Raw genomic sequence first — 25683 nt, 5'->3', positions numbered from 1 at the left:
CGCATGGCCAAGATTCTCGTCGTCGACGACATCCCGGTGAACCGGGCGCTGGTGGTGACGCTGGTGGGGCACAGCGGCCACCAGGCGCTGGAGGCGTCCGATGGCGCCCAGGCGTTGGCCATGGTGCGCGCGGAGCGGCCCGATCTGGTGATCTCCGACATCGTGATGCCCACGATGGACGGCTTCGAGTTCGTGCGGCAGATGCGTGCCGACCCCGAACTGGCCGGCACGCAGGTGATCTTCTACAGCGCGCACTACCGCGAGCAGGAGGCCCGCAACCTCGCGGCAGCCTGCGGCGTGCGCCAGGTGCTGGCCAAGCCCTGCGAGCCGCAGGACATCCTGGCGGCCATCGAGCAGGCGCTGACCGAGGTGGCCCCGCCGGCACCACATCTGGAGCGCAGCTTCCAGACGCAGCACCTGCAGTTGATGACCGACAAGCTCAACGGCAACGTGGCCGAGCTCGAAGCCATGAACCGCCGCCTGGCGGCGCTTACCGACCTGAACCTGCAACTGGCCTCCGAGCGCGACCCCCAGGTGCTGCTGGCCAACGTCTGCCGTGGCGCGCGGGAGCTGGTGGGGGCGCAGTATGTGGTGCTGTGCGTGGTGCGCAAGGACATCCACGCATCGCTCGTGTGCACCAGCGGCATCGAGGCCGCCACCACCGGTGCGCCGGATCTGCCGGTGGTCTCGCACGGCCTGCTCGGGCAGGTGCGCGCCCAGCGCCGCGCCCAGCGGTTCGTGCAAGCTGGCGGCGACCCGCGGTCCGTGGGGCTGCCTGCGGGCTACCCGGCCCTGCACACCGCGGTGATCGCGCCCATCACCTCACTGTCGTTTTCGTATGGCTGGCTGTGCCTGGTCAACAAGCTGGGCGCAGCGGAGTTCAGTGCCGAGGATGAAAAGATCCTCTCCATCCTGGGCGCGCAGGTGGGCCGCATCTATGAAAACGGCAGTCTCTACGCCGAGGTGCAGCGGCACGCGGACCGGCTGCAGCTGGAGGTGCTGGAGCGCAAGCGCGTCATCGAGGAACTGCGGGCCAGCGAGGCCGGCCTGCACCGCGCGCAGGTGCTGGCCAAGATCACGCACGTGATCAGCGGGCGCGATGGCGTCTTCGAAAGCTGGCCCGATACCTGTCCTGCCATGCTGGGCGTCACGCCCGAGGCCATGCCGCAGTCGGCCCGCGAGTGGCTGGCCCGGGTCTACCCCGACGACCAGCCCCTGTACCGCGCACGGGCCCAGCAGGCCGGGCGGCAACGCGTGCGCATGGATTTCACCTACCGGCTGGTGCGTGCCGATGGCGCGCTGCTCCACCTGCGCCAGGTGATGGAGCCCCTGCCTCCCGAAGACGGTGCGCCCGAGAAGTTCCGCTGGTTCAACACCATCCAGGACATCAGCGTACAAAAGCGCGCCGAAGAGGCCCTGCGCGAGAGCGACCGGCGCTTCAACGACATGCTGGACAAGGTCGAGATGATCTCCGTCATGCTCGACAACGAAGGCCGCGTCACCTACTGCAACGACTACCTGCTCAAGCTCACCGGCTGGCAGCACGAGGAGGTGGCGGGCCAAAGCTGGTTCGCGCTGTTCCTGCCGCCCGAGCAGACGCACATCCGCCAGGTGTTTGCCGACGTGCTGGCGGGGCGGTCCTCGACCTGGCACTACGACAACGAAATCGTCACCCGCTCGGGCGAGCGTCGGCTGGTGCACTGGAACAACACCGTCCTGCGCTCCGTGGGCGGCCAGGTCACGGGCGTCGCGGCACTGGGCGAGGACATCACCGAGCGCAAGGAGGCCGAGCGCAAGATCAAGCGCCTCAACCGCGTGTACGCCATGCTCAGCGGCATCAACACCTTGATCGTGCGCGTTCGCAACCGTGAAGAGCTTTTTCAGGGCGCCTGCCGCGTGGCCGTGGAGGCCGGGCAGTTCAAGATCGCCTGGGTGGGTCGCGTGGACGAGGCCCAGATGAAGCTCGTGCCGGTGGCGCTGGCTGGCGCCGAGCCCGAGTTTCTGGTGCGCGTGCGGGAACGGCTGGGCCTGTACGCACAGCCCACCGCGGGCGAGGCGCTGAGCGCCGAGGTGGCCCGCACCGGGCAGCCGGCGGTGTGCGACGACGTGCGCGGCGACCCGCGCATCGTGCTGCCTGATCTGCTCGCGCAGAACGGCGTGGCATCGCTGGCCATGCTGCCGCTGATGGTGGCGAACAAGGTGGTGGGCGTGCTCGCGCTGTTCTCCGAAGAAGTGGGTTTCTTTGACGCGGTCGAGGTCAAGCTGCTGATGGAGCTGGCCGGCGACATCGGCTTTGCGCTCGACCACCTCGACAAGGAAGAGCGCCTGAGCTACCTGGCCTTCTACGACGAGATCACCGGCCTGCCCAACCGCACGCTGTTCCTGGAGCGCAGCGCCCAGCACCTGCGCTCGCGCGAAGGCTCTCGGGCCTTGCAGGGCCTGGCACTCATGGACATCAGCCGGTTTCGCTTCGTCAACGACACGCTGGGGCGCCAGCGGGGCGATGAGCTGCTGCGGCAGGTGGGCGAGCGGCTGCAGACAGCCGCTGGCGAGGCCTACGGCGTGGCGCGCATCGGCATCAACAGCTTTGGCATCTCGGTCACCGACGCCCGCGATGCCGATGCGGTGGCCCTGGCGGTGGACCACCTGATGCGCAGCTGCTTTGATGCGCCCTTCGTGCTGGGCGACACCGAACTGCGCATGGCCGCCAAGGCCGGCGTGGCCTTGTACCCGCTGGACGGCGCCGATGCCGAAACCCTGCTGCGCAACGCCGAGGCCGCCGCGAACAAGGCCAAGGCATCGGCAGACAGCCTGCTGTTCTACACCGCAGGCATGAACACCCGCGTGGCCGAGACCCTGAGCCTGGAGGGGCGCCTGCGCCAGGCCCTGGAAGAGGGCCAGTTCGTGCTGCACTACCAGCCCAAGCAGCGCCTGGCGGACGGCCAGATCGTGGGCGCCGAAGCCCTGATCCGCTGGAACGACCCGCGCCGCGGCCTGGTGCCGCCGGGGCTCTTCATCCCGGTGCTGGAGGAGACCGGCCTCATCTACGACGTGGGCCGCTGGGCCCTGCAGCAGGCGCTGCAGGACAACCAGCGCTGGCGCCACGCGGGCCACACGGCGCTGCGCGTGGCGGTCAATGTGTCGGCCCTGCAGCTGCGCCACCGCAACTTCATCGCCGAAGTGCGGCAGGCCCTCGCCTTTGACGCTGGCGCCGGTGCGGGGCTGGAGCTCGAGCTCACCGAAAGCATGGTGATGGACGATGTGGAGCACAGCCGCCGCAGCCTGCACGCGCTGCGCGAGATGGGCATCACCGTGGCCATCGACGACTTCGGCACGGGCTTCTCGTCGCTGAGCTACCTGGCCACGCTGCCCGCGGACACGCTCAAGATCGACCGGTCCTTCGTCATGGGCATGGACACCACCTCGCAAGGCCACGTGCTGGTGTCCACCATCATCAACCTGGCGCACTCGCTGGCGCTCAATGTGGTGGCCGAAGGGGTGGAAACGCAGGACCAGTTGCGCCGCCTGGCACTGCTGGGTTGCGATGAAATCCAGGGCTACCTGCTGAGCCGCCCCCTGCCGGTCGAGGCGTTCGAGCAGCAGTTCCTGGGCGCGCACCCGGCGGCGCCGTCGCTCTGACCTGACGCCGCCCTTGGTGAGGGGTGGGGCTCAGCCCGCCTGACTCTGCGACGCGGAGCCGGAGCCAGAGCCAGAACCAGAGCCCTGTGCCAGGCTCGCAAACCGCGCCAGCAGGCCGTTGGCGGCCGGGGTGGCAGCCACCGCGGCGTGCAGCGCTTGCACATCGACCCCGCCGCGGTGCAGCGACGGCGCGAACAGCCGCACATAGTCCTGCATCACCGTCTGGCTGAACTCGGGGTGGAACTGCACGCCCCAGGCACAGGGCCCGGCGCGAAAGGCGTGGTGCGCCTCGTGGGCGTTGGCGGCCAGCGGCACTGCGCCAGCCGGCAGGCGCCGCACCGATTGCTCGTGGACGGTGTGGGCCGCAAACTCCCGGGGCAGCCCGCCGAGCAACGGGTCGCCTGCGGCTGCGGGCAGGCACTGCACGGCCACGCTGCCGATCTCCAGGCCCGCCGGGTGGTGCGCCACTTCGCCGCCCAGCGCATGCGCCAGCAGCTGGTGCCCGTAGCAGATGCCCAGCAGCGGGGTGGCATCCTGTACCAGCCGGGCCAGCCACTGCGCCGTGCGCTCGCTCCAGGCCTCCCGGTCGGTCACCATGGCTGGGGAGCCCGTGACGACCACCCCGGCGATCTCGTCCTGCGCAGGCCATTCGGGCAGCGCCCGCGCGTCGAGGGTACGGATCTGCAGCGCACTGCCGCCGGGGCCCGCGCGCAGGCCCTGTGCGATCCAGTCTTCAAAGTCCCCATGCGCCGCGCGCAAAGGCGCCGGGGCCGCGCCGGTCTTGATGATCCACAGCGCTGGGGCGGTGGACGCTGGCACAGGGGATGCTTTTGCAGGGTGGCTCATGGCGCTGCATTGTGAAGCACCCCGGCAGCCGCAGGTGCGCGCGGCATCGCTGCCCTGGCGTTCGCGGAAAAATCCAGCGTCCGCGTGCCGACCGCCGCGGCAATGTGCTCGTCGTGCGTCACCAGCATCAGCGCGGCGCCGGTCTCCCGCACCGCCGCCAACAGCACGCCCAAGGCCTCCTGCTGGGTGATGGGGTCCAGCCGCGACGTCGGCTCGTCGGCGAACAGCAGTGCGGGTTGTGCCAGCAGCACGCGCGCTAACGCAATGCGCTGCAGCTCGCCGCCAGAGACCTGCTCGGGCCTGCGCGCGAGCAGGCTTTCGGGAATGCGCAGCTGCTGCAGCCGCTGCAGCACCGCAGCCCAGGCGTGGCCGTGCAGGCGGGCCGCGTCGCGCAGCGACTGCGCCAGGCTGGCGTGCGGCGCAAACGACGACACCGGGTCCTGGTAGAGCTTTTGAAAAGCATGCGGCCGCAGCTGCGGCGCGCGCTGCACGCTGCCGGTGTCCGGCGCCAGCAGGCCCAGCAGCACATTGCCCAGTGTGCTCTTGCCGGTGCCGCTCGGGCCCTGCACGGCGATGCGTTCGCCAGCGCGCAGGTCCAGGTCCATGGCGGCGAACAGGCTGCGGCCACCGTAGGACTTGGCAATGCCGCGCGCCTGCACCACGGTGTCGCCAAGCGTGGGCGCCGCAAAGGCATCCCACCGCGCGGGATCTGCCGCCAGCAACTGCCGGGTGAAGGGGTGCGATGGCCGGGTGGCCACGGTGGCGATGTCGCCATGCTCCACCACCTGGCCTTCGCGCAGCACGATTACCTTGCCGCCCAGCGCCTGGGCCACCGCCAGGTCGTGCGTGATGGTCAGCAGGCAGCCACCCGCGGTCAGCACACCGCGGAAGAGGTCGATCGTGCGGTCGCGCCAGTGAGCGTCCAGGCCCTTGGTGGGCTCGTCCACCATCAGCACCTGCGCACCGCCGGCCAGGGTGATGGCGGCGACCGCGCGCTGGGCCATGCCGCCCGACAGCTGCCAGGGGTAGTGCCGCGCAGCATCGCCCAGTCCCGCTGCGGCCAGCTCGGCCTGCGCCAGCCCCTGCGCCTGCGGCCAGCCCTGGCCGTGCAGCAGCGCATGCACCTCGGCCAGCTGCGGCGCCAGCCGGGTCAGCGGGTTCAGCGCCAGCGACGGCTCCTGCGGCAGCAGCGCCAGCCGCCGGCCCCACAGCGCGCGCCGCGCTGCAGCGTCGTCGGCGCGGGTGGTGGTGCCCTCGATGGTGATGCTGCCGGTGGCTTTGAGCGCGGGCGGCAGGTTGCCCATGATGGCCTGGGCCAGCAGCGACTTGCCCGCGCCGCTTTCGCCCACCAGCGCAAGCGCTTCGCCGGGCTGGAGCGTGAACGCGATGTCCCGCAGCAGGTGCCTGCCGTTGACCTGAATGCCCAGGCCGTCCACGGCCAGCAGGGCGGGTGATGAGAGGGTGGTGGTTGTCATGCAGTCTCCCGCTCGGGTTGCAGCAGCATCATGGCGGCCACCAGGCACACCAGCAGTGCCACCGGCGCGGCGATGAGCCATGGCGCTTCCTGGTAGTAGGGCATCGACTCGGTCATCATCAAGCCCAGCTCCGGCGTGGGCGGCTGAATGCCCACGCCCACGAATCCCAGGGCCGCCAGCGACAGCACGGCCTGCGCCGTGCTGAAGGCCAGCAGCGTGCCCAGCGTGGGCGCCAGGGCCGGCAGCAGGTGGCGGCGCAGCACGTAGCCGCGCCCAAAGCCCAGCAGGCGCGACGCCTGTACCGCGTCGCCCGCCAGCACGGGGCGCGCCACGGCGCGGCTCACGCGGAAGTACTCCACCCACAGCGCGAGGGCCAGCCCCACGTACAGCGCAGCCAGCTGGCCCGGCGCGATGGCGGCGATCAGCAGCACCAGCAGCAGGCCCGGTATGGCCAGCGCCGCGTCCGACAGCATGACCAGCGCCCGCTCGGTGCGGCCTCCGCGCCACGCGGCCGCAATGCCCAGCAGCGTGCCGGGAATGGCCGCGCTGAAGGCCGCCAGCAGGGCCATGCCCAGCGACAGCTGCGCCGCATGCGCCAGCCGCGCCAGGCCCGAGCGGCCCAGCACGTCGGTGCCCAGCCAGTGCTGGGCGCTGGGCGGCGCCAGCTGGTGGCGCAGGTCTTGCGCCACCGGGCTGGCACCGATGAGCCAGGGGCCCAACGCTGCAAACGCAGCCAGCAGCCCGAGCAGCACCAAGCCCAGGGCCGTGCGCCAGCGGACGCGGGGGCGGGGGCGGGGCAGGCCCGGCGCAGGTGCCAGCGGCATCGTGGAAGGCGTGGGGATCGCGCTCATGCCGACACCCCCTTGGCATGGCGCGGATCGAGCGCCACGCAGGCTGCATCCACCACCAGGTTGAACGTGACGAACAGCAGCCCCATGCACAGGGCCGCGCCCTGGATCATCGGAATGTCGCGCCCGAAGACGGCATGCACCAGCGCGTGGCCGATGCCAGGCCAGGCAAACAGCGTCTCCACCACCACCGCGCCCTCCACCAAAAACAGCGCCTGGACGCCCAGGTAGGCCGCCACGGGCACCGCGGCATTGCGCAGGCCATGGCGCACCAGCGCCTGCAGGTCCGACAGGCCCTTGGTGCGGGCAAACTCGAAGGACGGCGACTGCACCACGTCCTGCATGGCCGCGCGCGTCACGCGGGCCAGCCCGGCGGCCAGACCCAGGCCCAGCGTCAGCGCGGGCAGAACCAGGCTGGCATGGCTTTCATCGCCCGCCACGGGCAGAAAGCCCCAGTGCACGGCCACCAGCAGCATCAGCAGCACCGACAGCAAAAACGGCGGCGTGGCGCGCAGCACCACGCTCAGTACCCAACTGGTCTTGTCCACCCAGCCGCCTGGCCGCAGGCCGGCCCACAGGCCCATGGGTACGCCCAGGACGAAGGCCACGCCCAGCGCGGCCGCCGACAGTCGCAGCGTGGCCGCCAGGTGGTGCGCCACTTCTTCCCACACGGGGGCCTGGGTGACCAGCGATAGCCCCAGGTTCAGCGTCGCGATGTCGCGCCACCAGTGCAGCAGGGCCCAGGCGGCGGGCTGGTTCAGCCCCAGCTCGGCGCGCACCGTGTCGGCGGCGGCATTGCTCACCAGGTCGTAGCCGTAGCGGCCGGCCGCGATGCGCGTGGCCAGGTCCCCGGGCAGCGAGCGCACCATCAAAAAGCACAGCGTGCCGATGATGAGCGCCAGGGCCACCACCTGCACCAGGCGGCGCGCGGCCAGGGTCCACAAGGGGTTGAACGGGCGGGTCATGTCGTTTGCCATTCCATGGAAGTGATGCGGTAGGAGCGCTCCAGCGGGTCCAGCGTGACGCCGCGCACGCGGGGGTTCACGGCCACGTGCTGGCGGTACCAGGCCACGGGGATCACGGGAAGCTCGTCCTGCAGGGTGTGGGTGATGCGCTGGCGCAGCAGCGCTGCGCGCTCGGGCGTGGTGGCGGTGCGGGCCAGCTCTTGCAGCGACTGAACCACGGCGTCGCTGTGCCAGCCCATGGCGCCCCAGTCGCCGCCCTGGGCAGAAAAGTCCTGCGCCAGCGTGCCCGTGGGGTCGGGCACGTTGGCGTAGTTGCGCGCGGCCAGCGCCAGCTGCAGGCTGCCGTCGCGGTGGCCCAGCGGCACGTCGCCAGAGTTGCCGATGCTCACCTTGACGGCAATGCCGGCCAGCCGCCACTGCTCTTGCAGCGCAGTGGCGATCAGCGGCAGCTCGGGCCGGTCGAGAAAGGTGCGGATGCTCAGCGCCAGCGGTTGGCCGTCAGGGCTGCGCAGGCCGTCGGCGTGGCGCTGCCAGCCTGCGTCCTGCAACAGGCGCGCTGCCGCTTCGGGGTCGTGCCGCAGCGGGGGCAACGCCCGGTTGTGCCAGGCCGCCAGCGTGGGCGGCAGCAGCTGGGTGGCGGCCAGGTTCTCGTCGCCCATCAGCGCATGGGCGATGCCGCCGCGGTCGATGGCCAGGCTGAGTGCCCGCCGCACACGCACGTCGCGCAGCGCGGGCAGGCCGGCGTTGAGCTTGATGATGACGGTGCGCGGCAGCGTGACCGACGCCAGCCCCACCTTCTGGTGGCGGCGCAGCCGCCGCAGGCTGGCCGGGTCCAGCCCGTAGCCCAGGTCGGCCTGGCCGCCTTCGGCCATCAGCGCCCGGGTTTCGGGCCGGCTGGCGGCCAGGTACTGCACAGCGGCGATGGCGGGCCGGGGCCCGTCGAAGCCGTCGAACACCGCCGTCTCGACCTGCTGGGGCGGCACCAGCGCCGCAATGCGGTACGGGCCGCTTCCCACGATGGACTGCACCTTGCCGCCGCGCCCGTAGCTGGCTGGTGCCAGCACCATGGTGCTGCTGTGCGCCAGCAGGGCTGGCAGCGCAGCGTGGGGGCGGTTGAGCCGCACCACCACGGTGTGATCGCCCTGCGCCGCAATGCCGGCAATGGGCGCGTGGCTGAGCAGCGCGGGCGGCACCTGCGCGTCCTGCAGGCAGCGCACCACGGCCGCGGCCGTCACCGGGCTGCCGTCGTGAAACCGCGCACCCGGGCGCAGGTCGAACTGCCACGCCAGCCCGTCGGCCGAGGTGCGCCAGCGCTGGGCCAGTGCACCTTCGGGGCGGCCATCGTCGCCGGCGCCCATCAGCGTTTCGGCGACCTGCAGGCGGGTGAACATGTAGCCGCTTTGCGCAGGCGCCAGCCCGCTGATCTCCCACGGGCCCACGATGCGCAGCGGGGTGGTGCCATGGGGCGCTTTCGGCTGAGCCTGGGCCAGCGCTGGCAGGGCGGCCCCGGCCAGCGCAGCGGCAGGCCACTGCAGGGTGCTGCGCCGGGTGATGCGGGACTCTTCGGAAATCAAGATGTGGTGCTGGTGCAATGTCGTCATACGGGTTCGCGCCGAATCACTCCATACCCCAATCCGTTCGGGCTGAGCCTGTCGAAGCCTCGCGCGGCGTTTCGACTGCGCCCAGTGAACGGTTCGGGTATTTGGGGAAGCAGCTGGGTGTCAGAACTTGGCCTGCAGGCCTGCGGTGAGGGTGCGTGCCGTGCCTGGCGTGACCCACACCCGGCTGTACGAGCTGGTGTAGTGCTTGGCATTGAACAGGTTGTCCACGTCGAGCGTGACGCTCAGCGTGGGGCTCAGGCGCCAGTACGCCACCAGCTTGGCGGTGGTGTAGCTGGGCAGATCGAAGCTGGCCGCGCCCGCATTGGCCTCGGCCTGCGTGCGGGCCTGGCCCAGGCGCTGGCCCATGTGGGTGATGCCGCCGCCCACGCCGTAGCGCTGGCCGTTGGCCAGGGTGTCTTCGTACACGGCCAGCACGCTGCCGTTGACGCGGGGCACGTTCAACAGCCGGCCGCCGACTTCGAGCAGGTTGTCGCGGGCGATGCTCACGTCGTTGAGCACCAGGCTGGCGTTCACGCGCCAGTGGGAATCGAGCCGGCCGGCCAGGTCCAGCTCCAGCCCGCGGCTGCGCACCTCGCCGGCGGCCACCGAGAACCCTGCATTGGCCGGGTCGCTGGTCAGCACGTTGCGCTTGCGGATGTCAAAGAGGGCGGCGGTTGCGCCGATGCGCTTGTCGCTGCTCTCCCACTTGGCGCCCAGCTCCAGCGCGCGGGCTTTTTCAGGGTCGAAGCCATTGCCTGCGACGTCGGAGCCAGTGTTGGGGCGGAACGAACGGCCCGCGTTGGCGTACACCGTCCAGGCGTCGGTGGGCAGCCAGCTCACGCCCAGGCGGGGCGACACGGCCGAGGGGCTCTGCGCGGTGGTGCGCTGCGTGAGGCGGTTGTTGAGCGACTGGTCGTAATTGTCGGCGCGCAGGCCGGCCATCACGCGCCACTGGGCACCCAGCTTGATGGTGTCCTGCAGATAGAGTGCGGTGTTGCGCTGCTTTTCCAGCGTGTCGGTATTGCGGCCGGGTGTGGGCTGGGGCTGGCCGTACACCGGGTTCAGGATGTCGATGGCATAGGGCGCGGCGGTGCTGGGGTTGGCCCGCAGCATCAGCGAATCCATGCTGAAGCGAAAGCTCTCCACGCCCGCCAGCACCTCGTGCTCCAGCGCACCGGCACGCACCGTGCCCTGCAGCTCGGCCTGCAGCGCGATGTCGTCGGACTGGAAGTCACGGTAGCGGCGCTGGCGCGTGAGCGTGCGGTTGTCCGGTCGCAGCGCGGTGGCCTCCGTCGAAAAGCCCTCCAGGCCCGTCTCGCGGTACGACAGCCCGGCGCGGCTGCGCCAGTCGGGGTTCCATTCGTGGGACAGCACCAGCTGGTGCGTCTGGTTGCGCACGGTGACGTTGCCATCGGCCGGCTCGCCCAGAAAGCGGCTCACGGGGATGGCGCCCAGCCGGTTGTTGACCGCCACCACACCCCGGTCGAGCGGCGTGGCGTGGCGCAGAAACTCGGCCGTGTACTCCAGCACCGTGTCGGGCGTGAGCTTCCAGGTCAGCGCCGGGGCCACCACCTGGCGCTGCGCATCCACATGGTCGCGAAAGCTGCCCCGGTCTTCCACCGCCACGTTAAGGAGGTACGCCAGCCGATCGTTGATGGGCCCGGTGGTATCGAGCGCCGCGCGGCCCAGGCGGTTGCTGCCAGCGTAGGCCTCCACCGAGTGGGCGGCCTTCCACAGCGGCTTCTTGCTCACGATGTTGAGCGTGCCGCCCGGCTCGCTGCTGCCATACAGCGCAGCGGCCGGGCCCTTGAGGAACTCGATGCGCTCCACACCCGCCAGATCGCGCGGCGCGTTGAAGCCCCGGTTGGACGAAAAGCCGTTCAGCAAGGTCGCCATGCCCGTGTTCTCGTTGCCCGACAGGCCCCTGATGGCGATGTTGTCCCACAGCCCGCCAAAGCTGTTCTGCCGCGAAACGCCGCCCACGTAGTCGAGCACATCGTCCAGGCGCGTGGCGCCCAGGTCGTCGAGCGTCTGGCGCGACATCACGCGCACGGATTGCGGCAGCTCGCGCAGCGGCAGGGTGGTCTTGGCGCCCTCGGCCTCGTCGGCGTAGTAGGCGCCGGAGGCGCTGCGGCCAACGACGTCGACGGCGGAGAGGGTGGGTGTAGTGATCCCATCGCCGTCTGCGGCGAAGGCGGGGTTGATGGAGGCAAAGAGCGACGCAACCGCTACGGCCGACAACGTGGGGCGTGGCAACGCCGCTGGGCGTGAAGACGAAAGAGAAGATGACAAAGACGAAGAGCGCATGGCAAACCAGTCCAGAAGCGATGAATGCAAAGCCAGGAGCAGCGTGGCCCACTCCCGCCTGGTTCAAGTGGTCAAGGCGGGCGCACAAAGCCGCGTGCCCGTACCCACCCCGGTGGGGTGAATACATGGCTGAAAAAAGAGGGGGTGCGCTTGAGAGCGCGAGCTGGCTAGGGCCTGACGCGTGTCAGGCCCGCTGGGCTGGCGGAGGATCGCGTGCAGCAAACGGCCAGCGTACTTGCTGGACCGTGAAGGGGTCTGCGCTTTGCGGCCTGAGCGTGCTGGGTGTTCCGGGAAGCGGTAGCTGGCCGGCCGCCGGTGCATGTACCAGGCCCGCCTCCAGCGCGTGGGTTAGGCACCAGGCGCAGGTGGTGGGTGTGCTTTCGCTGTGCTCGCCGCTGGCTGGGGTGTCTGTGGCATACGCATAAGCATCCACATCGCCTGCGGCTGTCGAAGCCGTGGCGCTGGCTACTACCTCCTGGATGTGCCGTGCCTCATGCAGCGGCACACCCGCCAGGGCGTTGAACAGCGCCACCAGCAGAAGCACGAGGTGGAGACGCAGGGCGGGGATGGTGCGGCGCAGCATGAGGGTTGCGAATCATACTCAACCGCGGTCATCGGATTGGCGGGAAAGTCGTTCCGCCATGAAGCGCCTTCTACAGAGGGCTGGGTCGAAAATTGACCAGTTCGTCAAGTCATCGATCCGGACCAGGAACCGCTGTTCGAATTTGCCTTCGACGGCGAGCCTCCAGAACGTTCCATCGTCCTTGCGGTTGTAGAGCTCGCACCAATCTGCTTGGTCGACCAGATCAAGCTCTGCCATCCGCTGACGTGCCGATGCGGTTCCGCTGTTGAAGTAGCTCACCTGAGGCCGGAGCGTAGCCATGTGACTTTTAACGCCTGAGTTAAGCCGCGCCGCGAAGCGGCGTCGGCTTGGGCGAATCGTTAGGCTCAACCCGCACTACCAAATGTCTACGGTGGCCGTAAAGTCACCCGGCTCATGAGCACGCACTGTAATGGCAGACGGCACGAAGCTATTTCCCTTGTACTTCGGCTCGGCTGCATACTTAGTGAATGTGCCTTGCTGCGCTAGCGGTATTACGGTGCCTAAATCTATCTGCCGCTTCTGCTCAGCTGCCCAGGCTGGAACGTAAACAACGTTCATTCCCTCGCGAGGGCCACCAAATTCTTCAGGCATAAGTAGCATTGGGACCAGTTGGCCAGCAGCGGCAGCAGCCTTCACTTTCTCGTTAGAGTCAAGTGCAGAGAAGTCCGGGCCAGCAGAGTTTTTCTTCTTGAGCCAGTTGAACACCAAAGCCTCCTGTTGGACCTAACGTTTGACATGAGAGGCGCTTGTAGGCCGAAGGCCGGATGCGCGCTCGAGCTCTGCCGCAAGCAATTCGAATTGCCTTTGAAACCTTGGGCCACAGGATGAGCCAACTTTGCGGACTCGGCTTGCTAGCCCCGAGGTTGCTTTAGCGAGTGCGTGCGTCGATGACACGCGAATCTTGGGATCAATGAATGGGCCATTCATCGAATCGTTGATGCCGCAATAGAAGGCGATTCCTCGAACTGCGAGAAAAGCAACCTCAAGGTCTTGATCGGATGCAAGAGTTAGTAGTAGGTGTTCTGCCTGTTCACCTTGCCGAGGGTTGAGGCTTGATGCTAGGCAGGCCCGCCAGTTCCTGTCGCGGTTTAGAGAAATGGACTTCAGCTTTAACCAATCTTGCTCGGAAAGTATTGCCATCATTTCAGCTGCATCTTCTGCGCCACCGCCATCGGCCCACTCCATCGAGTCGGCGTCGGAGTTTTGGAGAAGCGCATCAAGGCTGTTTACTGAAGCTTGCATAGCGGATGGCCCCTTGAGCCGCCTAAGGTTTGACTTAAGCGGCGCCGTGAGGCGTCCGCTTGAAGGATGGGTAGGTCTCACAAGACCTCCGCCCGAAAATCAACGAAGTGCGGCGACGAACCGTCAAATTCTTTCATCCGATCGTCGAGATGAATGTGTCCATAGTCATCACCCATGCGGTCCATCTCGGCCGCGCAGAAAACGAGAAACTCACTCATCCGACGCAGTTCTCCGGGCGTCGCACACAGTGTGATCTCCGCCGGCGCGCCACAAGTCGACTCAATGAGGTGGGCGAAATTTGAGTCAACGAACATCTTTGCAAACTGAACAGGATGCAGGCTTACCTTCTTCTGCGTCGCAATGAGCTGATTCTTTGCCCAGACTCCCCGAATGGCTTCGTCAATGGTTTCCGGCAGCTCGAGTTGTTCGCGGACTGTTAGCTTCCAGTCTTGCCCGCCGCCCCAAACCTTCTGGACGATAGCCACCATCGTTGCCTCATCGTCGTTCTGGTCGATGCATGACAGTACGTAGCGCTCAAGGATGATCAGTAATGGCCGCCCTTGATATCTCTCCGGCTCTGCGTCAACACTCGGAAGCTGATTGGCCGGCTTCTTGGGCTTGAGGAATCCGAACATTTCGACGGCTTCTCCCTATGGTGCCCAACGTTCGCCATGAGCGGTGCCGTTAGGCGTCCTCTCGATGGATGGGTTAGGCCGCTGCCCGTCCAACTGCATAAGAATGGACTCGTCCAGTTCACAGATGTCGAAATTTTCTTCTCCACGCTCATAGACCTCGGCCGACAAGAATCGCACTATTTTATTGCCCATCCGGAGGGCGAACTCAACAATTTGATCTTCGCCATGCCGGCGCAACACCTCAACTTTTGTTGAGCCGGTCGGAAGCTCATTCAGTTCACGATTTCGATAACCGGCTCCCAGCGGCACGTCGGTCTTTGGTTGATCGGCAAGCTCTATGAGGTAGAGGCCAAAAAAGTCAGTCTCGTCTTCGTGCTGCGACAGCAACCGATAAGCCGTACCGCCATTGACAAAGAGATCAATGCTGACGAACTGAGCAAACGGGATGGTCTCGTGTTCCCAAACAGTCGGAGTTTCGACCCAGCATCCAGTGTCTGGGGTGCTTTCGTCCATTACCAGATGGCCTCCACCTAACGCCATTTCGGTTCCAAACCAACGCAGTACGACTTGGCCTTCGAGGGATGTGACAGGATGCACCTTTTACTCGCCGCCGGCTGGTCAAACCTAAAAATTCCCGGTCAAGCAATGAACACGAGCTCTGTATCGGCATGCTACAGCGCCCGTGTTGCGTTTAGCTTGCTGGAAAACCTAGCCTACCCCTGCTTCTTCTGCAACATCTTGATCACACTCGAAAAATCCTCTCCTCCAAACCCCGCAATGCTGTGGGCTGCGTAAATCGCACGCGCCATGCCGCCCAGCGGGGTGCTAGCCTTCACCGCAATGGCGTTCTCTTGCGCCAAGCCCAGATCCTTGAGCATCAGATCCGTCCCAAAACCACCCGCATAGCCCTTGCTCGCTGGCGCAGTCTCCATCACGCCGGGGAAAGGGTTGTACTTCTCCAGCGCCCAGTTGCCGCCCGAGCTGCGGCGCATGATTTCGCTCAGCACCTTGGGGTCCAGGCCGTTGGCCACGCCCAGGGCGATGGCTTCGCTGGTGCCGGCCATCAGGATGCCCAGCAGCATGTTGTTGCAGATCTTGGCGGTCTGCCCGGCGCCCACGTCACCCGCGTGGAAGATGTTGGCGCCCATTTTTTCGAGGATGGGGCGGGCGCGCTCCAGCGCTGCGGTGTCGCCGCCGACCATGAAGGTCAGGGTGCCGGCAATGGCGCCGCCGGTGCCGCCCGAGACGGGTGCGTCGATGAAGGCCAGGCCCCGGGCCTTGGCCGCATCGGCCACCTTGCGCGATGTGGCGGCGGCTATTGTTGAGCAGTCGATCACCAGCGCGCCCTCGGCCAACTGGGGCAGCAGGCCGGGCTGCTTGTCGTTGCCCAGGTAGAGCGATTCCACGTGCTGGCTGGCGGGCAGCATGCTGATGATGACTTCGGCGCCTAGCACGCAGGTGGCGGCGTCGGCGGCAATGCGCACGCCGTCAGCGGCCAACTTGTCGCAGGCGGGTTTGGAGAGGTCGAAGGCGCCCACGTCGTGGCCCGCCTTGTGCAGGTTCAGGGCCATGGGGCCGCCCATGTTGCCCAGGCCGATGAATGCGATCTTCATGCTGTGTTGCTCCTTGATGTCGTTGTGATGAGGGGGTGAGGGTGATGCCTGCAACGCCTGGGATGGGGTGGCCTTGCAGAACGGTGTGATCGGTTAAAAAAGGTTTGCTATTGAATTTGTAGCTGGTGGCGCTTGCCTATCCAGCGGTAGGGGCCAAAAAGGCTTCAAACTCAGCCCTCCACACTGGCGCCGCGCGCCAGCAGCTCGGCCCGCAGCACCGAGCGGTGGCAGCGCGACTCGTGCTCGCAGTAGCAGCCCACCGACATCGCGCTGTGTTGCGACAGCGCGGCCAGCAGGTCCAGGGTGCGGCTGGCCTCGGGCTGAGCCAGCTCCTTGCGGAAATGTTGGACGAACGCCTGCCAGCCCTTGTCGCCCTCGGGGCCTGCGGGGACCTGCTGGCCCTGGGTCATCAGCTCCTGCGTGGGGGCGAGCAGCGGGTACCACACGTCGTAGTAGTCGCGGCTGGCGAACTCGGCCTTGGGCACGCCGCGCGGCGGGCGGCGCACAGTGCCGATGCGGGTGCCTTCCCCGGTGGCGCGCGGGGTGCCGAGGCGGACGATGCGGATGGGCATGGTGGTGGCTCCGGGGTGGGCTGAAGGGATGGCGTGTGCGTGTACGGGGCGAGGGCGGTTCAGTCGTCGGCTTCGAAGATGCTGTGCTTCCTGACCGCCGCTGTTTTCGCCGCCGTTTTCTTTACGCCTGCACTCTTCGCGGACGCTTTGGCTGCAGGCGTTGTCTTGCCCGTGGCGGCTGGTGTTTTGCTGGCTGCTGCTGCGCCGGGCGCGCGTTTCTTGCGTGGGCTGGCCTTGGCCAGCGGGTTGTACGCCAGGGCTTCGTCGACCCAGAAGCTCCACTGCGCGCGGGTCGAAAACCCGTTGGGCTCCACCCAGAAGTAGCCCATCATCCCGCCGCCGGGCGACAGCTCCCGCGTGTTCTGCATCTCCTGCACCTCGCCATGGCGCTCGGGAGGCAGGCGCACCAGCAGTTCTTCGCCCTTGACCGCGATGCACATCTTGCCGTCCACGAAGAACGCATGGGTGCCGAACAGCGGGCGTTCTTCCACATCGCTGCGGTGGTCCAGCGCGGTGCGCACTGCGTCGATCAGGTGCAGGGTTTCGTCGGAGAGGGGGCGGGCGGGCATGGTTTTGATAAAAATGGGCGGCTACCGCTTGTTGGACAAGCGCAGGCAGCTATCAAAAATATAGTGTCAGCGAATCGCCTCCGTCGCATCCCCATCCAGCATGCGCCGGGCAATGATCACCCGCATGATCTCGTTCGTGCCTTCCAGGATCTGGTGCACGCGGGCGTCGCGCAGCAGGCGCTCCAGCGGGTATTCGCGGATGTAGCCGTAGCCGCCGTGCAGCTGCAGGGCGTCGTTGATGACGGTAAAACCCGCGTCCGTGGCAAAGCGCTTGGCCATGGCGCAATAGGTGGATGCGTCGCGCGCACCGGCGTCCAGCTTGGCTGCAGCCAGGCGCACCATCTGGCGCGCGGCGACGAGTTCGGTGGCCATGTCGGCCAGCTTGAATTGCAGCGCCTGAAAGCTTGCGATGGGCTTGCCGAACTGCTTGCGGTCCTGCATGTACTGCTGGGCGGCGTTCAGCGCGCCTTGCGCGGCGCCCACCGAGCAGGTGGCGATGTTGATGCGGCCGCCGTCCAGGCCCTTCATCGCGATCTTGAAGCCTTCGCCCTCGCGGCCCAGCAGGTGGTCGGCGGGGATGCGCACGTTGTCGAAGCTGATGGTGCGCGTGGGCTGGCTGTTCCAGCCCATCTTCTGTTCCTTCTTGCCGTAACTGATGCCCGGCGCGTCGGCCGGCACCACAAAGGCGCTGATGCCGCCTGCGCCCGATGCCGCATCGCCCGTGCGGGCCATGAGCACCAGCACGTCGGTGGCGCCCGCGCCGCTGATGAAGGCCTTGCTGCCGTTGATGACGTAGTCGTGGCCCACCAGCTCGGCGCGGGTCTTGAGCGAGGCCGCGTCGGAGCCCGCGCCGGGTTCGGTCAGGCAGTACGACGCGAGCTTTTCGCCGGTGGTCAGCAGCGGGCCCCAGTGGTCGCGCACCGCAGGGGTAGCCCAGGTGCCCAGCATCCAGGTGGCCATGTTGTGGATGGTGATGAAGGCGGTGGTCGATGGGTCTACCGCCGCCATTTCTTCGAAGACCAGGGTAGCGTCCAGCCGGGGCAGGGCCAGGCCTCCTGCAGCCTCGGGCGCGTACAGGCCGCAAAAGCCGAGTTCGCCGGCCTTGGCGATGGCCTCGCGCGGGAAGATGCCTTCCTCGTCCCAGTGCGCGGCGTGGGGTGCCAGCTCCGCCTGGGCGAAGTCGCGTGCGGTCTGGGCAAAGGCGCGCTGCTCTTCGGTGAGTTCAAAGTCCATGGTGTGTCTCGGGGTCGCTGGTTGTCGTTGTGTTTTTCTGGGGGGCAGGGTTTGCGCAAACGCACTGCTCACGCGGAGCTTGCCTGTCCTGAGCTTCGTCGAAGGGACGGTGCGCCGCGCGAGGCTTCGACAGGCTCAGCCCGAACGGGTATGTCGAGTTCAAAGGCTCTGAATCCATGGTGCGCATGGCTTTCATGGCTTGGCGGAAGGGTGGTCCAGCGTCAGCCAGCGCATCAACGCCTTGCGCCGCGCCTGGGTCTCGGCGGTCAGGCACTCGTGGTAAACGCGCGGCCCTGTGGGCTCTGACTCGGCACTGCGCGTGGACTGCTTGCAGCGCGTGGTGCGCTCGCGCAGCCAGGCAGAATGTTCCTGCCGTAGCTGGGGCCGCTCGTGGGCCGACAGGGCGCGCATCACGTCGCCGTAGAGGATGGCGATCTCGGTGTCCGCCGCCTGGAAGGCTTGCACGGCGCAGGCATTGGTTTCTGGCACTGTGCCGGCGGGGTTGCAGGCAGCGCCGGCCTGGGCGTGGGCTTGCGGCATGGTCAAGAGCACCGAGCAGGGCAGCACAACAGCGATGGCCCAGGCAGGCACTTTGATCTTTGGCAGGTGGAGTTGCATGGCCTGGTTTTAACACCGTCGTTGCGCAGCATGGGGGCCTTCGACAAGCTCAGGCTGAACGGTCGCGGTTGGGTTGGGGTTGGTCCGGGTGTTGTCACACCGGCCGCCATCTCACATCCGTTCGGGCTGAGCCTGTCGAAGCCCTGCGCAGCGCTTCGACCCCCACTCAGCATGAACGGGTGTCTGGGTCGCGGCCAGCATGGCACGTGGCACGTACCAACCCCCGGCAGCACTTACTTCAAGCTGATCGTGGTATTCACACCGTGCGACACGGTGCTGTCGTCAAACCAGCGTGCGGTCACCGTCTTGGTCTGCGTGTAGAACAGCACGACCTGCTTGCCGTACGGGCCCAGATCGCCCAGCTTGGACGCGCGCGAGCCCGAGAACGAGAACAGCGGCACCGGCACGGGGATCGGCACGTTGATGCCGACCTGGCCCACGTCGATCTCTTCCTGGAACTTGCGCGCCGCGGCGCCCGACTGGGTGAAGATGGCGGTGCCGTTGCCATTGGGGTTGTCGTTGATGAAGGCGATGGCTTCGTCGATGTCTGCCGCGGCCGACAGGCACAGCACGGGGCCGAAGACTTCCTGCTCGTAGATGCTCATGCCGGGCTTGACGCCGCTGAACACCGTGGGGCCCACGAAGTTGCCCTTCTCAAAGCCAGCCACCACGGGGTTGCGGCCATCGAGCTCCAGCTTCGCGCCATCGGCCACGCCGCGCGCGATCAGGCCTTCGACGCGGTCCTTGGCGGCGCAAGACACCACGGGGCCCACGTCCGTGCCCTTTTCGGTGCCGGCGCTGATCTTCAGCGTCTTGGCCTTGGCCACCAGGTCGGGGATCCAGTTTTGCGCCTCGCCCACCAGCACCACCACCGACAGGGCCATGCAGCGCTGGCCTGCAGCGCCGAAGGCCGCACCGGCCAGGGCGTTCAGGGTCTGCTCCTTGTTCGCATCGGGCAGCACGATGGCGTGGTTCTTGGCGCCCATCATGCATTGCACGCGCTTGCCGGCCAGGCTGGCGCGGTTGTAGACGTGGGTGCCGACCTTGGTGGAGCCCACGAAGCTGATCGCCTTGATGTCCTGGTGGTCGCAGATCGCGTTCACGGCCATCTCGCCGCCGTGGATCACGTTGAGCACGCCCGCAGGCACGCCGGCTTCGAGCGCCAGCTCCACCAGGCGCATGGTGACCATCGGGTCCTGCTCGGAGGGCTTGAGCACGAAGGTGTTGCCGGTGGCGATCGCCATCGGGAACATCCACAGCGGGATCATGGCCGGGAAGTTGAAGGGCGTGATGCCCGCACACACGCCCAGCGGCTGCATCAGCGTGTAGGTGTCGACACCGTTGGCCACGTTGTTGGCCAGCTCGCCCAGCTGCAGGTTGCCGATGCTGGCGGCATGCTCCACCACTTCCAGGCCGCGGAACACGTCGCCTTCGGCGTCCGGCAGGGTCTTGCCTTGCTCGGCCGTCAGGATGGCGGCCAGCTCGGCCATGTTCTCGCGGATCAGTTGCTGGTACTTGAGGAAGATGCGGGCGCGCGCGCCGATGGGCGTCTTCTTCCAGGTCTTGAAGGCTTCCTTGGCCGAGGCGACTGCGGCATCGATCTCGTCGGCCGTGGCAAACGGCACGCGGGCCAGCACCTCTTGCGTGGCGGGGTTGACCACATCGCGCCACTCGGTGGTCTTGGACTCGACGAACTGGCCGCCGATCAGCAGCTTGACGGTGGGGGCCAGCACGGCCTGCGAGGTGGGTGCGTTCATGGGTGTTGTCTCCTGAATGGAATAGGGCGCCGCAGCGGGTAACCAGCGCATGGTAGCTGTGCAAATTTGTGAAGACAATAGACAATACTGCGCACAAGGTTTGCAAAAATGCAGTTCGATCGCGAGCGATGGGCTCGCGAGACGCCGTACAGAGAGGGCTTATGGACTGGGACAACCTGCGCTACTTCCTGGAGTTGGCCCGCGCCGGCACGCTGGTGGCCGCTGCGCGCCGCCTGGCGGTGGACCACACCACCGTGGCGCGCCGCATCCAGGCGCTGGAAAAGCAGGTCGGCTCGGCCTTGTTCGCGCGCGAGGCCGGGGGCCACCGGCTGACTGAAGCCGGCCGCGCACTGCAGCCCCAGGTCGAGGCCATGGAGGCCGCCTTTTTGGCGGTGGAGAACGCGGCACCCGGCGCGCGCCAGGGCCTGCAGGGGCTGGTGCGCATCGGTACGACGGAAGGCTTCGGCAACCTGGTGCTGGCGCCGCAACTGGCGCACTTTGCGCTGGAGCACCCGGGCCTGGTGCTGGACCTGCTGGCCCTGCCGCGCCTGGTGCACCTGTCGCGCCGTGAGGCGGACATCGTGATCTCGCTGGAGCGGCCCGCCCGCGGAGCGGTGCTGGTGGTCAAGCTCACCGACTACGTGCTGCAGCTGTACGGCACACGCAGCTACCTGGCCCGCCATGCGCCCATCCGCACGGCGGACGACCTGCGCGGCCACAGCTTCATCAGCTATGTGGACGACCTGCTGTTCACCAAGGAGCTGCAGATATTGGACGAGCTGCACCGCCCCGCGCGGTTTGCGCTGCGCAGCACCAGCATCCTGGCGCAGTACGAGGCGGTGCGCGCCGGTGCCGGGCTGGCGGTGCTGCCGGCGTTCGTCGCGGCGCAAGACCCGGCGCTCACGGCCGTGCTGCCTGGCACGGCGCGTTTCACCCGCACGTTCTGGATGTCGATGCCTGAAGAGAACAAGCACGTGGCGCGCATGCAGGCCACCTGGGCCTTTTTGCGCGAGACGGTGACTGCGCAGCAGGGGGTGTTGCTGCCGGGGGCGGTCGAATCCGGCTCCATGGACTGACTTAACGCCCAAGCAAGCCCGCAACCGCGGGTGGGTGGGTTCAGGTCGGCGCCATGCGGTGCTTGTTGTGCAGATGCTGGGTCATTCGTGCAGGCACTGGGTGCTCTTGCAGATGATTGCTATCAAAAAATGAGCTGCTAGCGCTTATTGGGCAAGCGCCAAGGCCATTTTTTCACAAGCAGCGGTAAATTCCTGCACTGTGCTGCCCTGTGCTGTCCGGTCGTCCCGCGCTGTCGCGCCAGCGGTTGCGCCGTGCACTCACCGATGCGCTCCAGCACCGGTCAACGTGGCGGGGCACGCCATTCCGGTGGCACCAGGTCGTACAGCGGTGTGGGGTCGCGCTGCCAGCCCTGGGGCACCGCGGGCTTTGCGGGTGTGGAGGGCAAACCGCTGGGGCCTGTGTAGACGGTGGCGAGTTGCTGCATCCAGGCGATGTCCACCGTGCCGTCCGGTGCGGGGCGGGAGAAGATCAGCGCGAGCATGCGGCGCGCCGGGGCGCCGCCGCTGCTGGCGGCGATCTGGTACAGCCGCACGGCTTCGGCGTAGTTGGCGGGCACGCCGTCGCCGCGGTGGTAGCGCTGGGCCTGGGCGTACCAGTCCGCCGCAGTGTGGGGCGCAGCCCGTGTGCGGTCTGCTGCGCTGACTTGAAGGCGGTTGGCCAGCAGGCTGGCGTTGGCAGCCGCCGCCGAAGACCGCGCCGATGCGGCCTGGAACTGCGCCGCCGCCTTGTCCAGGTCGCCTGCGGCGAGGTACTCGAGCCCCAGTTCGTTGCCGGCCTGCGCACTGCCCGCCCGGCTGGCCTCGGCCAGAAGCTGCAGCAAAGCGCCAGCGTCCCGGCCGGCACCGGGGCCTGCAATGCGGCCCAAGTCACGTTCCATCTCAGGGCCCGCATGGCGACCCGCATCCCGCCCCAGGGTGCCAGGTTGTGCGGGCCTGGCTTCGGCCAGGGGCGCCAGTGCCTTGGCCGCATGCCATTCGAGGTACTTGGCCAGGGCGGCGTGGTTTCGGCGTATCACCGCAATCCACGGCAGCGCCGCAGCAGGGTTGGGCGGCGCAACGCAGCCGCTGATGTGGCACCAGGCCAGGCCTGCGGGCGCCAGGGGGTGGCTGAGCATGTGCGCGCGCTCGAACCAATGCTGCGCCTGCGCCGGGTCGGCGGGCATGGCCAGGCCGTGCAGCGCCAGCAGGCCCAGCAGCCACGCCGCGTCGGCGGGCGCCAGGTCCGACGCCGTGCGGGCCGGTGCAGCCGCTGAATGGGCCGGGGCCCGCGGCTTTCGCGGCGGTGCGGCGTCGCCTTGTGCGGTGCTGCGCAGGGTGTTCAAGATTTTCTCCCGGACTGGGTTGTCGGGCCCCGGGGCGCCGGGGGGTGACGCGTTGATGGACGAGCGGTCGATGGGCGCGAGCGCTGGGGCAGGAAGGGGGTGCACCGATGCCACCGCGTGCACCGGGCCGCCCAGCCATGCCAAACACGCAGCAGCCAATGGGGCTGCGAGACGGCGGCGCGCAAAGTGCGGCCACGCAGTCCCTGCCCACATTGACGACGAACCGCGCTCGGGTGTGTCCCCGGACCCAGGACCATCAGAGGGAGACAGCGCACGTGCAGTCATGGTGGGTGCTGGGGTGCTGGGGTGCTGGGGTGCTGGGGTGCTGTGGCGGTGGGCCTGGGGGTGCGCAGCAGGTGGGCTACTTGTGTGCTGCCGGTGGTGCACCCGTTGCACCCACTGCGCCACCGACCACACCACTCGCGGCGCCTGCCGCCACAGCCGCTCTGCGCGGCACCACATTCCAGTACACCGCGTTGCCCGTGTACCCCTCGGTGCCCAGGGCCGTCGCGATGGCCTCATTCAACTGCTCCAGGGCCCGGTAGTTCTTGATGGGCTTGAGCGACGGGCCGCGCAGCGCTTCGGGCAGCAGCGGCATGCTGTCTTCGTCGGTGGCGAAGCAGGCGATGCCTTCGGTGCCGGGGCTGGCCGCGTCCATGATGAAACCAGGGTTGGGGCTCATCCAGTCGGGGATGCGGATGGCATGGTTGGCCGACACCCAGCCCGTAGGGTTGGCCCGGTTCGGAATCAGGCGGATGACGGTGCCCGTGGCGTCGGCCAGATAGCACTGCAGAAAGGAGGCCCGCGACACCGTGGCCGACAGAAAGATCTGCTCGCCCACTTCGAACGCGGTGCGTTCCAGCAGCACGTTCTCGATCTGCAGGTCGATGGTGCGCGGTGGGGGCGTGGCGCCGTACTGAAGGGTGTCCCGGGGCCTGGTGGTGACTTTGACGCCGCGGTCGGGCAGGCCGGCGGCGGCGGGCGGCGGTGCGGCGTCTGCCACCCTTGCCACCTCTGCGGTCTCTACCAGGGGCTCTGCGTGGGTGCTGGCCCAGCCGATGCGGGCCAGCGTGCCCTGGGCAGACAGCCCGACGAAGTTGCGCAGCGCCCGTTCGTAGGTGGGGAAGTCCACCACGCCCGTCACCACCATGCCGCTGTCGGCCTGAAAACGTGCCAGCGCCCGGCGCAACACCGCGCTGTTGTCGGGCACCGGTTGGGCTTGGGCCGGCAGGTAGCCCTGGCTGGCCAGCGACCGCGCCACCAGCTGGGTGCGCACGGCGGGCGAGCCTTCGTCGAACCAGTCGCGCAGTTGCCGCTGGAAGTCGGGGTGGTTTTGCTCCAGCGTCAGGCACTGCCAGTAGGGGACCCGGGCCCATTTGCCGATGAGCTCGATGGTGGCCAGGTCGACCAGCGTGCGCACCGCGCCGCCAGAGCCCTGCGCGTAGTCGCGCCCCACGTTGAACTGCACGCCGTAGGTGCCGATGCGGCCCGCCAGATCGATGCCCTGGCCGCCGGTGCCGATGATGACTTCGTTGGCCGAGTCGAGGCCGGGGATCAGCGTGCGCGTGCGGAAGTCGCCCAGGTGCATCTCCAGGCCGATGATGGTGGCGTTGCGGCTCTGGCTGTAGCCCAGGTCGACGCGCGGGCCCGATATGCCCGCGTCGAACCGGTTGTTGATGACGTTCTGGTCCACGAACGATATCGAGCCCGACAGGTACAGCGCAGGCCGCTGCAACTGCATCTGGTTGTTGTTGAGCAAGATGGTGGTGAGGTTCTGCACCGTGTCCTGGCGCGCGATGTCCACCTCGTAGTCGACGAAGCGAAATGCATTGCTCAGGCGCGACATCTGCGACAGCGCGGTGATCACCATGTCCTTGGTGGCCACCGTCACGCGGGTCGAGTAGTCGGGGATCTGCTTGCTCGTGATGAGCGTGGTGGGCAGCTGTGCGTCGCGCAGCAGGTGGTCCATGCACATCAGCGAGTCTGAAAAGCTGGAGATGGAGCGGGCAGGGCGCACCACCGGGCGGTTGGTGATGGAGGCCAGGCTTTGAAACTCCTGGTCCTTGCGCGGGTCCCGTGGGGCGGCGCAGCCGCTCAGGGCTGCCGCGAGCAGCAGGACCAGCAACAGCACCAGCGGCCTTTGCGGCGACGACGACAACTGCCTGCGCGCCGGGTGCTTTGCACCTGCCGTGGCGTGGCAGCCGGGGCGCACCCGGGCCAGAGGAATGAGCAGCATGTTCTTGTCTCCTCGCAGCAGCAGGCACTGCAGTACAGGGCGGGTCACTTGCAGATGTTCACGAGGTCGCCGCGCAGCACGACCACCTGGGGCGCCTGGCTCGGGCCGTACTTGCCGGCGCCGGTGGTGTTGGCCGAGAACGTGTTGCTGCCCACCTCTTGCACGCAGGTCTTTTGCATGCCTTGGGCCGTGGCGGTGCTGACCACGTCGTTGTGGGTCAGAACACCAGTGGTGTCTTCCGAGAAAGCCTTGGCTTCGTAGCGCGCAACCCGGGCGCGCAGCCACGAAGGCATCGCATTGGCCGTGTCCAGGCCCGTGGAGGCCGCGGGTGCGCCGGTGGGCAGCATCTGCACGGTGAGCTTTTGGTTCAGGATGACCGGGTCTTCTCCGGGCGCCTGCGCCCAGGCGGTGTTCCCCGCCACCGACAGGGCTGCCAAGCCCGCGGCCCAGGTGGCCCACAACGCCCACAGGGCCCAGGTGACCCAGTTCGCAAAGATACGTGTGTTCATGGAGCAACTCCTGAAA

The 25683-nt window shown here is 67.7% G+C and carries 23 protein-coding genes; 2 read left to right on the top strand and 21 right to left on the bottom strand.

Annotated elements, in window-relative coordinates:
* Positions 1-3: 3 nt before the first annotated feature.
* Positions 4-3639: an EAL domain-containing protein gene (locus ACIGHN_RS13295; RefSeq protein ID WP_396504734.1), complete on the top strand. Its 3636-nt coding sequence runs from the start codon at positions 4-6 to the stop codon at positions 3637-3639.
* A gap of 30 nt (positions 3640-3669) precedes the next feature.
* On the opposite strand, the gene ACIGHN_RS13290 is transcribed toward ACIGHN_RS13295, so the two are convergent.
* The 18 genes from ACIGHN_RS13290 to ACIGHN_RS13205 form a co-directional block, all read right to left on the bottom strand.
* The gene (locus ACIGHN_RS13290; protein WP_396504733.1) at positions 3670-4485 is read right to left on the bottom strand and encodes a glutamine amidotransferase; all 816 of its coding nucleotides are present in this window, start codon (positions 4483-4485) and stop codon (positions 3670-3672) included.
* Positions 4482-5960 (bottom strand): ABC transporter ATP-binding protein, encoded by a 1479-nt coding sequence (locus tag ACIGHN_RS13285; protein WP_396504732.1) that lies wholly within the window; start codon positions 5958-5960, stop codon positions 4482-4484. Before ACIGHN_RS13285 ends, ACIGHN_RS13290 begins: the two co-directional genes overlap by 4 nt.
* Entirely contained in the window at positions 5957-6811 is an 855-nt protein-coding gene (locus ACIGHN_RS13280; protein ID WP_396504731.1) for an ABC transporter permease, read from the bottom strand. Before ACIGHN_RS13280 ends, ACIGHN_RS13285 begins: the two co-directional genes overlap by 4 nt.
* Entirely contained in the window at positions 6808-7773 is a 966-nt protein-coding gene (locus tag ACIGHN_RS13275; protein ID WP_082516824.1) for an ABC transporter permease, read from the bottom strand. Before ACIGHN_RS13275 ends, ACIGHN_RS13280 begins: the two co-directional genes overlap by 4 nt.
* Positions 7770-9374: an ABC transporter substrate-binding protein gene (locus ACIGHN_RS13270; protein WP_396504730.1), complete on the bottom strand. Its 1605-nt coding sequence runs from the start codon at positions 9372-9374 to the stop codon at positions 7770-7772. The genes ACIGHN_RS13275 and ACIGHN_RS13270 overlap by 4 nt, the downstream gene beginning before the upstream one ends.
* 120 nt (positions 9375-9494) lie before the next feature.
* Positions 9495-11630 carry a TonB-dependent siderophore receptor gene (locus ACIGHN_RS13265; protein WP_396504729.1) on the bottom strand — a complete coding sequence of 712 codons (2136 nt, stop codon included), beginning with the start codon at positions 11628-11630 and terminating at the stop codon, positions 9495-9497.
* A 235-nt stretch (positions 11631-11865) separates the two neighbouring features.
* Positions 11866-12264, bottom strand: coding sequence for a DUF2946 family protein (locus ACIGHN_RS13260; protein ID WP_396504728.1), 399 nt, complete (start codon positions 12262-12264; stop codon positions 11866-11868).
* A gap of 18 nt (positions 12265-12282) precedes the next feature.
* Positions 12283-12543 (bottom strand): hypothetical protein, encoded by a 261-nt coding sequence (locus ACIGHN_RS13255; RefSeq protein WP_396504727.1) that lies wholly within the window; start codon positions 12541-12543, stop codon positions 12283-12285.
* Positions 12544-12639: 96 nt separating this feature from the next.
* Positions 12640-12990, bottom strand: a complete 351-nt coding sequence (locus ACIGHN_RS13250) for a hypothetical protein (protein WP_396504726.1) — start codon at positions 12988-12990, stop codon at positions 12640-12642.
* An 18-nt stretch (positions 12991-13008) separates the two neighbouring features.
* Complete coding sequence (locus tag ACIGHN_RS13245) at positions 13009-13527, bottom strand: hypothetical protein (protein ID WP_396504725.1); 519 nt, start codon at positions 13525-13527, stop codon at positions 13009-13011.
* Positions 13528-13604: 77 nt separating this feature from the next.
* Entirely contained in the window at positions 13605-14162 is a 558-nt protein-coding gene (locus ACIGHN_RS13240) for a hypothetical protein (RefSeq protein ID WP_396504724.1), read from the bottom strand.
* Between the two features lie 15 nt (positions 14163-14177).
* Entirely contained in the window at positions 14178-14675 is a 498-nt protein-coding gene (locus ACIGHN_RS13235; RefSeq protein WP_396504723.1) for a hypothetical protein, read from the bottom strand.
* A gap of 200 nt (positions 14676-14875) precedes the next feature.
* Entirely contained in the window at positions 14876-15775 is a 900-nt protein-coding gene (mmsB, locus tag ACIGHN_RS13230) for a 3-hydroxyisobutyrate dehydrogenase (RefSeq protein WP_396504722.1), read from the bottom strand.
* Between the two features lie 170 nt (positions 15776-15945).
* Positions 15946-16347, bottom strand: a complete 402-nt coding sequence (locus ACIGHN_RS13225) for a DUF488 domain-containing protein (RefSeq protein ID WP_396504721.1) — start codon at positions 16345-16347, stop codon at positions 15946-15948.
* 59 nt (positions 16348-16406) lie between these two features.
* Positions 16407-16916, bottom strand: a complete 510-nt coding sequence (locus ACIGHN_RS13220) for a TfoX/Sxy family protein (protein ID WP_396504720.1) — start codon at positions 16914-16916, stop codon at positions 16407-16409.
* Between the two features lie 66 nt (positions 16917-16982).
* Positions 16983-18149: an acyl-CoA dehydrogenase family protein gene (locus ACIGHN_RS13215; protein ID WP_396504719.1), complete on the bottom strand. Its 1167-nt coding sequence runs from the start codon at positions 18147-18149 to the stop codon at positions 16983-16985.
* A 192-nt stretch (positions 18150-18341) separates the two neighbouring features.
* Positions 18342-18689: a lysozyme inhibitor LprI family protein gene (locus ACIGHN_RS13210; protein ID WP_396504825.1), complete on the bottom strand. Its 348-nt coding sequence runs from the start codon at positions 18687-18689 to the stop codon at positions 18342-18344.
* A gap of 311 nt (positions 18690-19000) precedes the next feature.
* Complete coding sequence (locus tag ACIGHN_RS13205) at positions 19001-20524, bottom strand: CoA-acylating methylmalonate-semialdehyde dehydrogenase (protein WP_396504718.1); 1524 nt, start codon at positions 20522-20524, stop codon at positions 19001-19003.
* Between the two features lie 161 nt (positions 20525-20685).
* Here ACIGHN_RS13205 and ACIGHN_RS13200 point away from each other — a divergent pair, with 161 nt between their 5' ends.
* Entirely contained in the window at positions 20686-21600 is a 915-nt protein-coding gene (locus tag ACIGHN_RS13200; protein ID WP_396504717.1) for a LysR family transcriptional regulator, read from the top strand.
* Positions 21601-21881: 281 nt separating this feature from the next.
* On the opposite strand, the gene ACIGHN_RS13195 is transcribed toward ACIGHN_RS13200, so the two are convergent.
* The 3 genes from ACIGHN_RS13195 to ACIGHN_RS13185 all read right to left on the bottom strand — a co-directional run bounded on the left by ACIGHN_RS13195 (position 21882) and on the right by ACIGHN_RS13185 (position 25667).
* Positions 21882-22922, bottom strand: a complete 1041-nt coding sequence (locus tag ACIGHN_RS13195) for a hypothetical protein (protein ID WP_396504716.1) — start codon at positions 22920-22922, stop codon at positions 21882-21884.
* Between the two features lie 361 nt (positions 22923-23283).
* Complete coding sequence (locus ACIGHN_RS13190) at positions 23284-25158, bottom strand: DUF4384 domain-containing protein (RefSeq protein WP_396504715.1); 1875 nt, start codon at positions 25156-25158, stop codon at positions 23284-23286.
* A 44-nt stretch (positions 25159-25202) separates the two neighbouring features.
* Positions 25203-25667 (bottom strand): hypothetical protein, encoded by a 465-nt coding sequence (locus ACIGHN_RS13185; RefSeq protein ID WP_396504714.1) that lies wholly within the window; start codon positions 25665-25667, stop codon positions 25203-25205.
* Positions 25668-25683 lie beyond the last annotated feature (16 nt).

The sequence above is a fragment of the Acidovorax sp. NPDC077693 genome (genome assembly GCF_044542805.1).
Lineage (GTDB): Bacteria > Pseudomonadota > Gammaproteobacteria > Burkholderiales > Burkholderiaceae_C > Acidovorax.
Note: the sequence above shows the minus strand (reverse complement) of the source record. Positions and strands in the feature narration are given on the sequence as shown.

Bases quoted from the DNA above. Each gene is read 5' to 3' on its own strand.
- ACIGHN_RS13295 (WP_396504734.1), top strand. From the start codon at position 4: ATGGCCAAGATTCTCGTCGTCGACGACATCCCGGTGAACCGGGCGCTG.
- ACIGHN_RS13290 (WP_396504733.1), bottom strand. From the start codon at position 4,485: ATGAGCCACCCTGCAAAAGCATCCCCTGTGCCAGCGTCCACCGCCCCA.
- ACIGHN_RS13285 (WP_396504732.1), bottom strand. From the start codon at position 5,960: ATGACAACCACCACCCTCTCATCACCCGCCCTGCTGGCCGTGGACGGC.
- ACIGHN_RS13280 (WP_396504731.1), bottom strand. From the start codon at position 6,811: ATGAGCGCGATCCCCACGCCTTCCACGATGCCGCTGGCACCTGCGCCG.
- ACIGHN_RS13275 (WP_082516824.1), bottom strand. From the start codon at position 7,773: ATGACCCGCCCGTTCAACCCCTTGTGGACCCTGGCCGCGCGCCGCCTG.
- ACIGHN_RS13270 (WP_396504730.1), bottom strand. From the start codon at position 9,374: ATGACGACATTGCACCAGCACCACATCTTGATTTCCGAAGAGTCCCGC.
- ACIGHN_RS13260 (WP_396504728.1), bottom strand. From the start codon at position 12,264: ATGCTGCGCCGCACCATCCCCGCCCTGCGTCTCCACCTCGTGCTTCTG.
- ACIGHN_RS13245 (WP_396504725.1), bottom strand. From the start codon at position 13,527: ATGCAAGCTTCAGTAAACAGCCTTGATGCGCTTCTCCAAAACTCCGAC.
- ACIGHN_RS13240 (WP_396504724.1), bottom strand. From the start codon at position 14,162: ATGTTCGGATTCCTCAAGCCCAAGAAGCCGGCCAATCAGCTTCCGAGT.
- ACIGHN_RS13235 (WP_396504723.1), bottom strand. From the start codon at position 14,675: ATGGACGAAAGCACCCCAGACACTGGATGCTGGGTCGAAACTCCGACT.
- mmsB (WP_396504722.1), bottom strand. From the start codon at position 15,775: ATGAAGATCGCATTCATCGGCCTGGGCAACATGGGCGGCCCCATGGCC.
- ACIGHN_RS13225 (WP_396504721.1), bottom strand. From the start codon at position 16,347: ATGCCCATCCGCATCGTCCGCCTCGGCACCCCGCGCGCCACCGGGGAA.
- ACIGHN_RS13220 (WP_396504720.1), bottom strand. From the start codon at position 16,916: ATGCCCGCCCGCCCCCTCTCCGACGAAACCCTGCACCTGATCGACGCA.
- ACIGHN_RS13215 (WP_396504719.1), bottom strand. From the start codon at position 18,149: ATGGACTTTGAACTCACCGAAGAGCAGCGCGCCTTTGCCCAGACCGCA.
- ACIGHN_RS13210 (WP_396504825.1), bottom strand. From the start codon at position 18,689: ATGCCGCAAGCCCACGCCCAGGCCGGCGCTGCCTGCAACCCCGCCGGC.
- ACIGHN_RS13205 (WP_396504718.1), bottom strand. From the start codon at position 20,524: ATGAACGCACCCACCTCGCAGGCCGTGCTGGCCCCCACCGTCAAGCTG.
- ACIGHN_RS13200 (WP_396504717.1), top strand. From the start codon at position 20,686: ATGGACTGGGACAACCTGCGCTACTTCCTGGAGTTGGCCCGCGCCGGC.
- ACIGHN_RS13190 (WP_396504715.1), bottom strand. From the start codon at position 25,158: ATGCTGCTCATTCCTCTGGCCCGGGTGCGCCCCGGCTGCCACGCCACG.
- ACIGHN_RS13185 (WP_396504714.1), bottom strand. From the start codon at position 25,667: ATGAACACACGTATCTTTGCGAACTGGGTCACCTGGGCCCTGTGGGCG.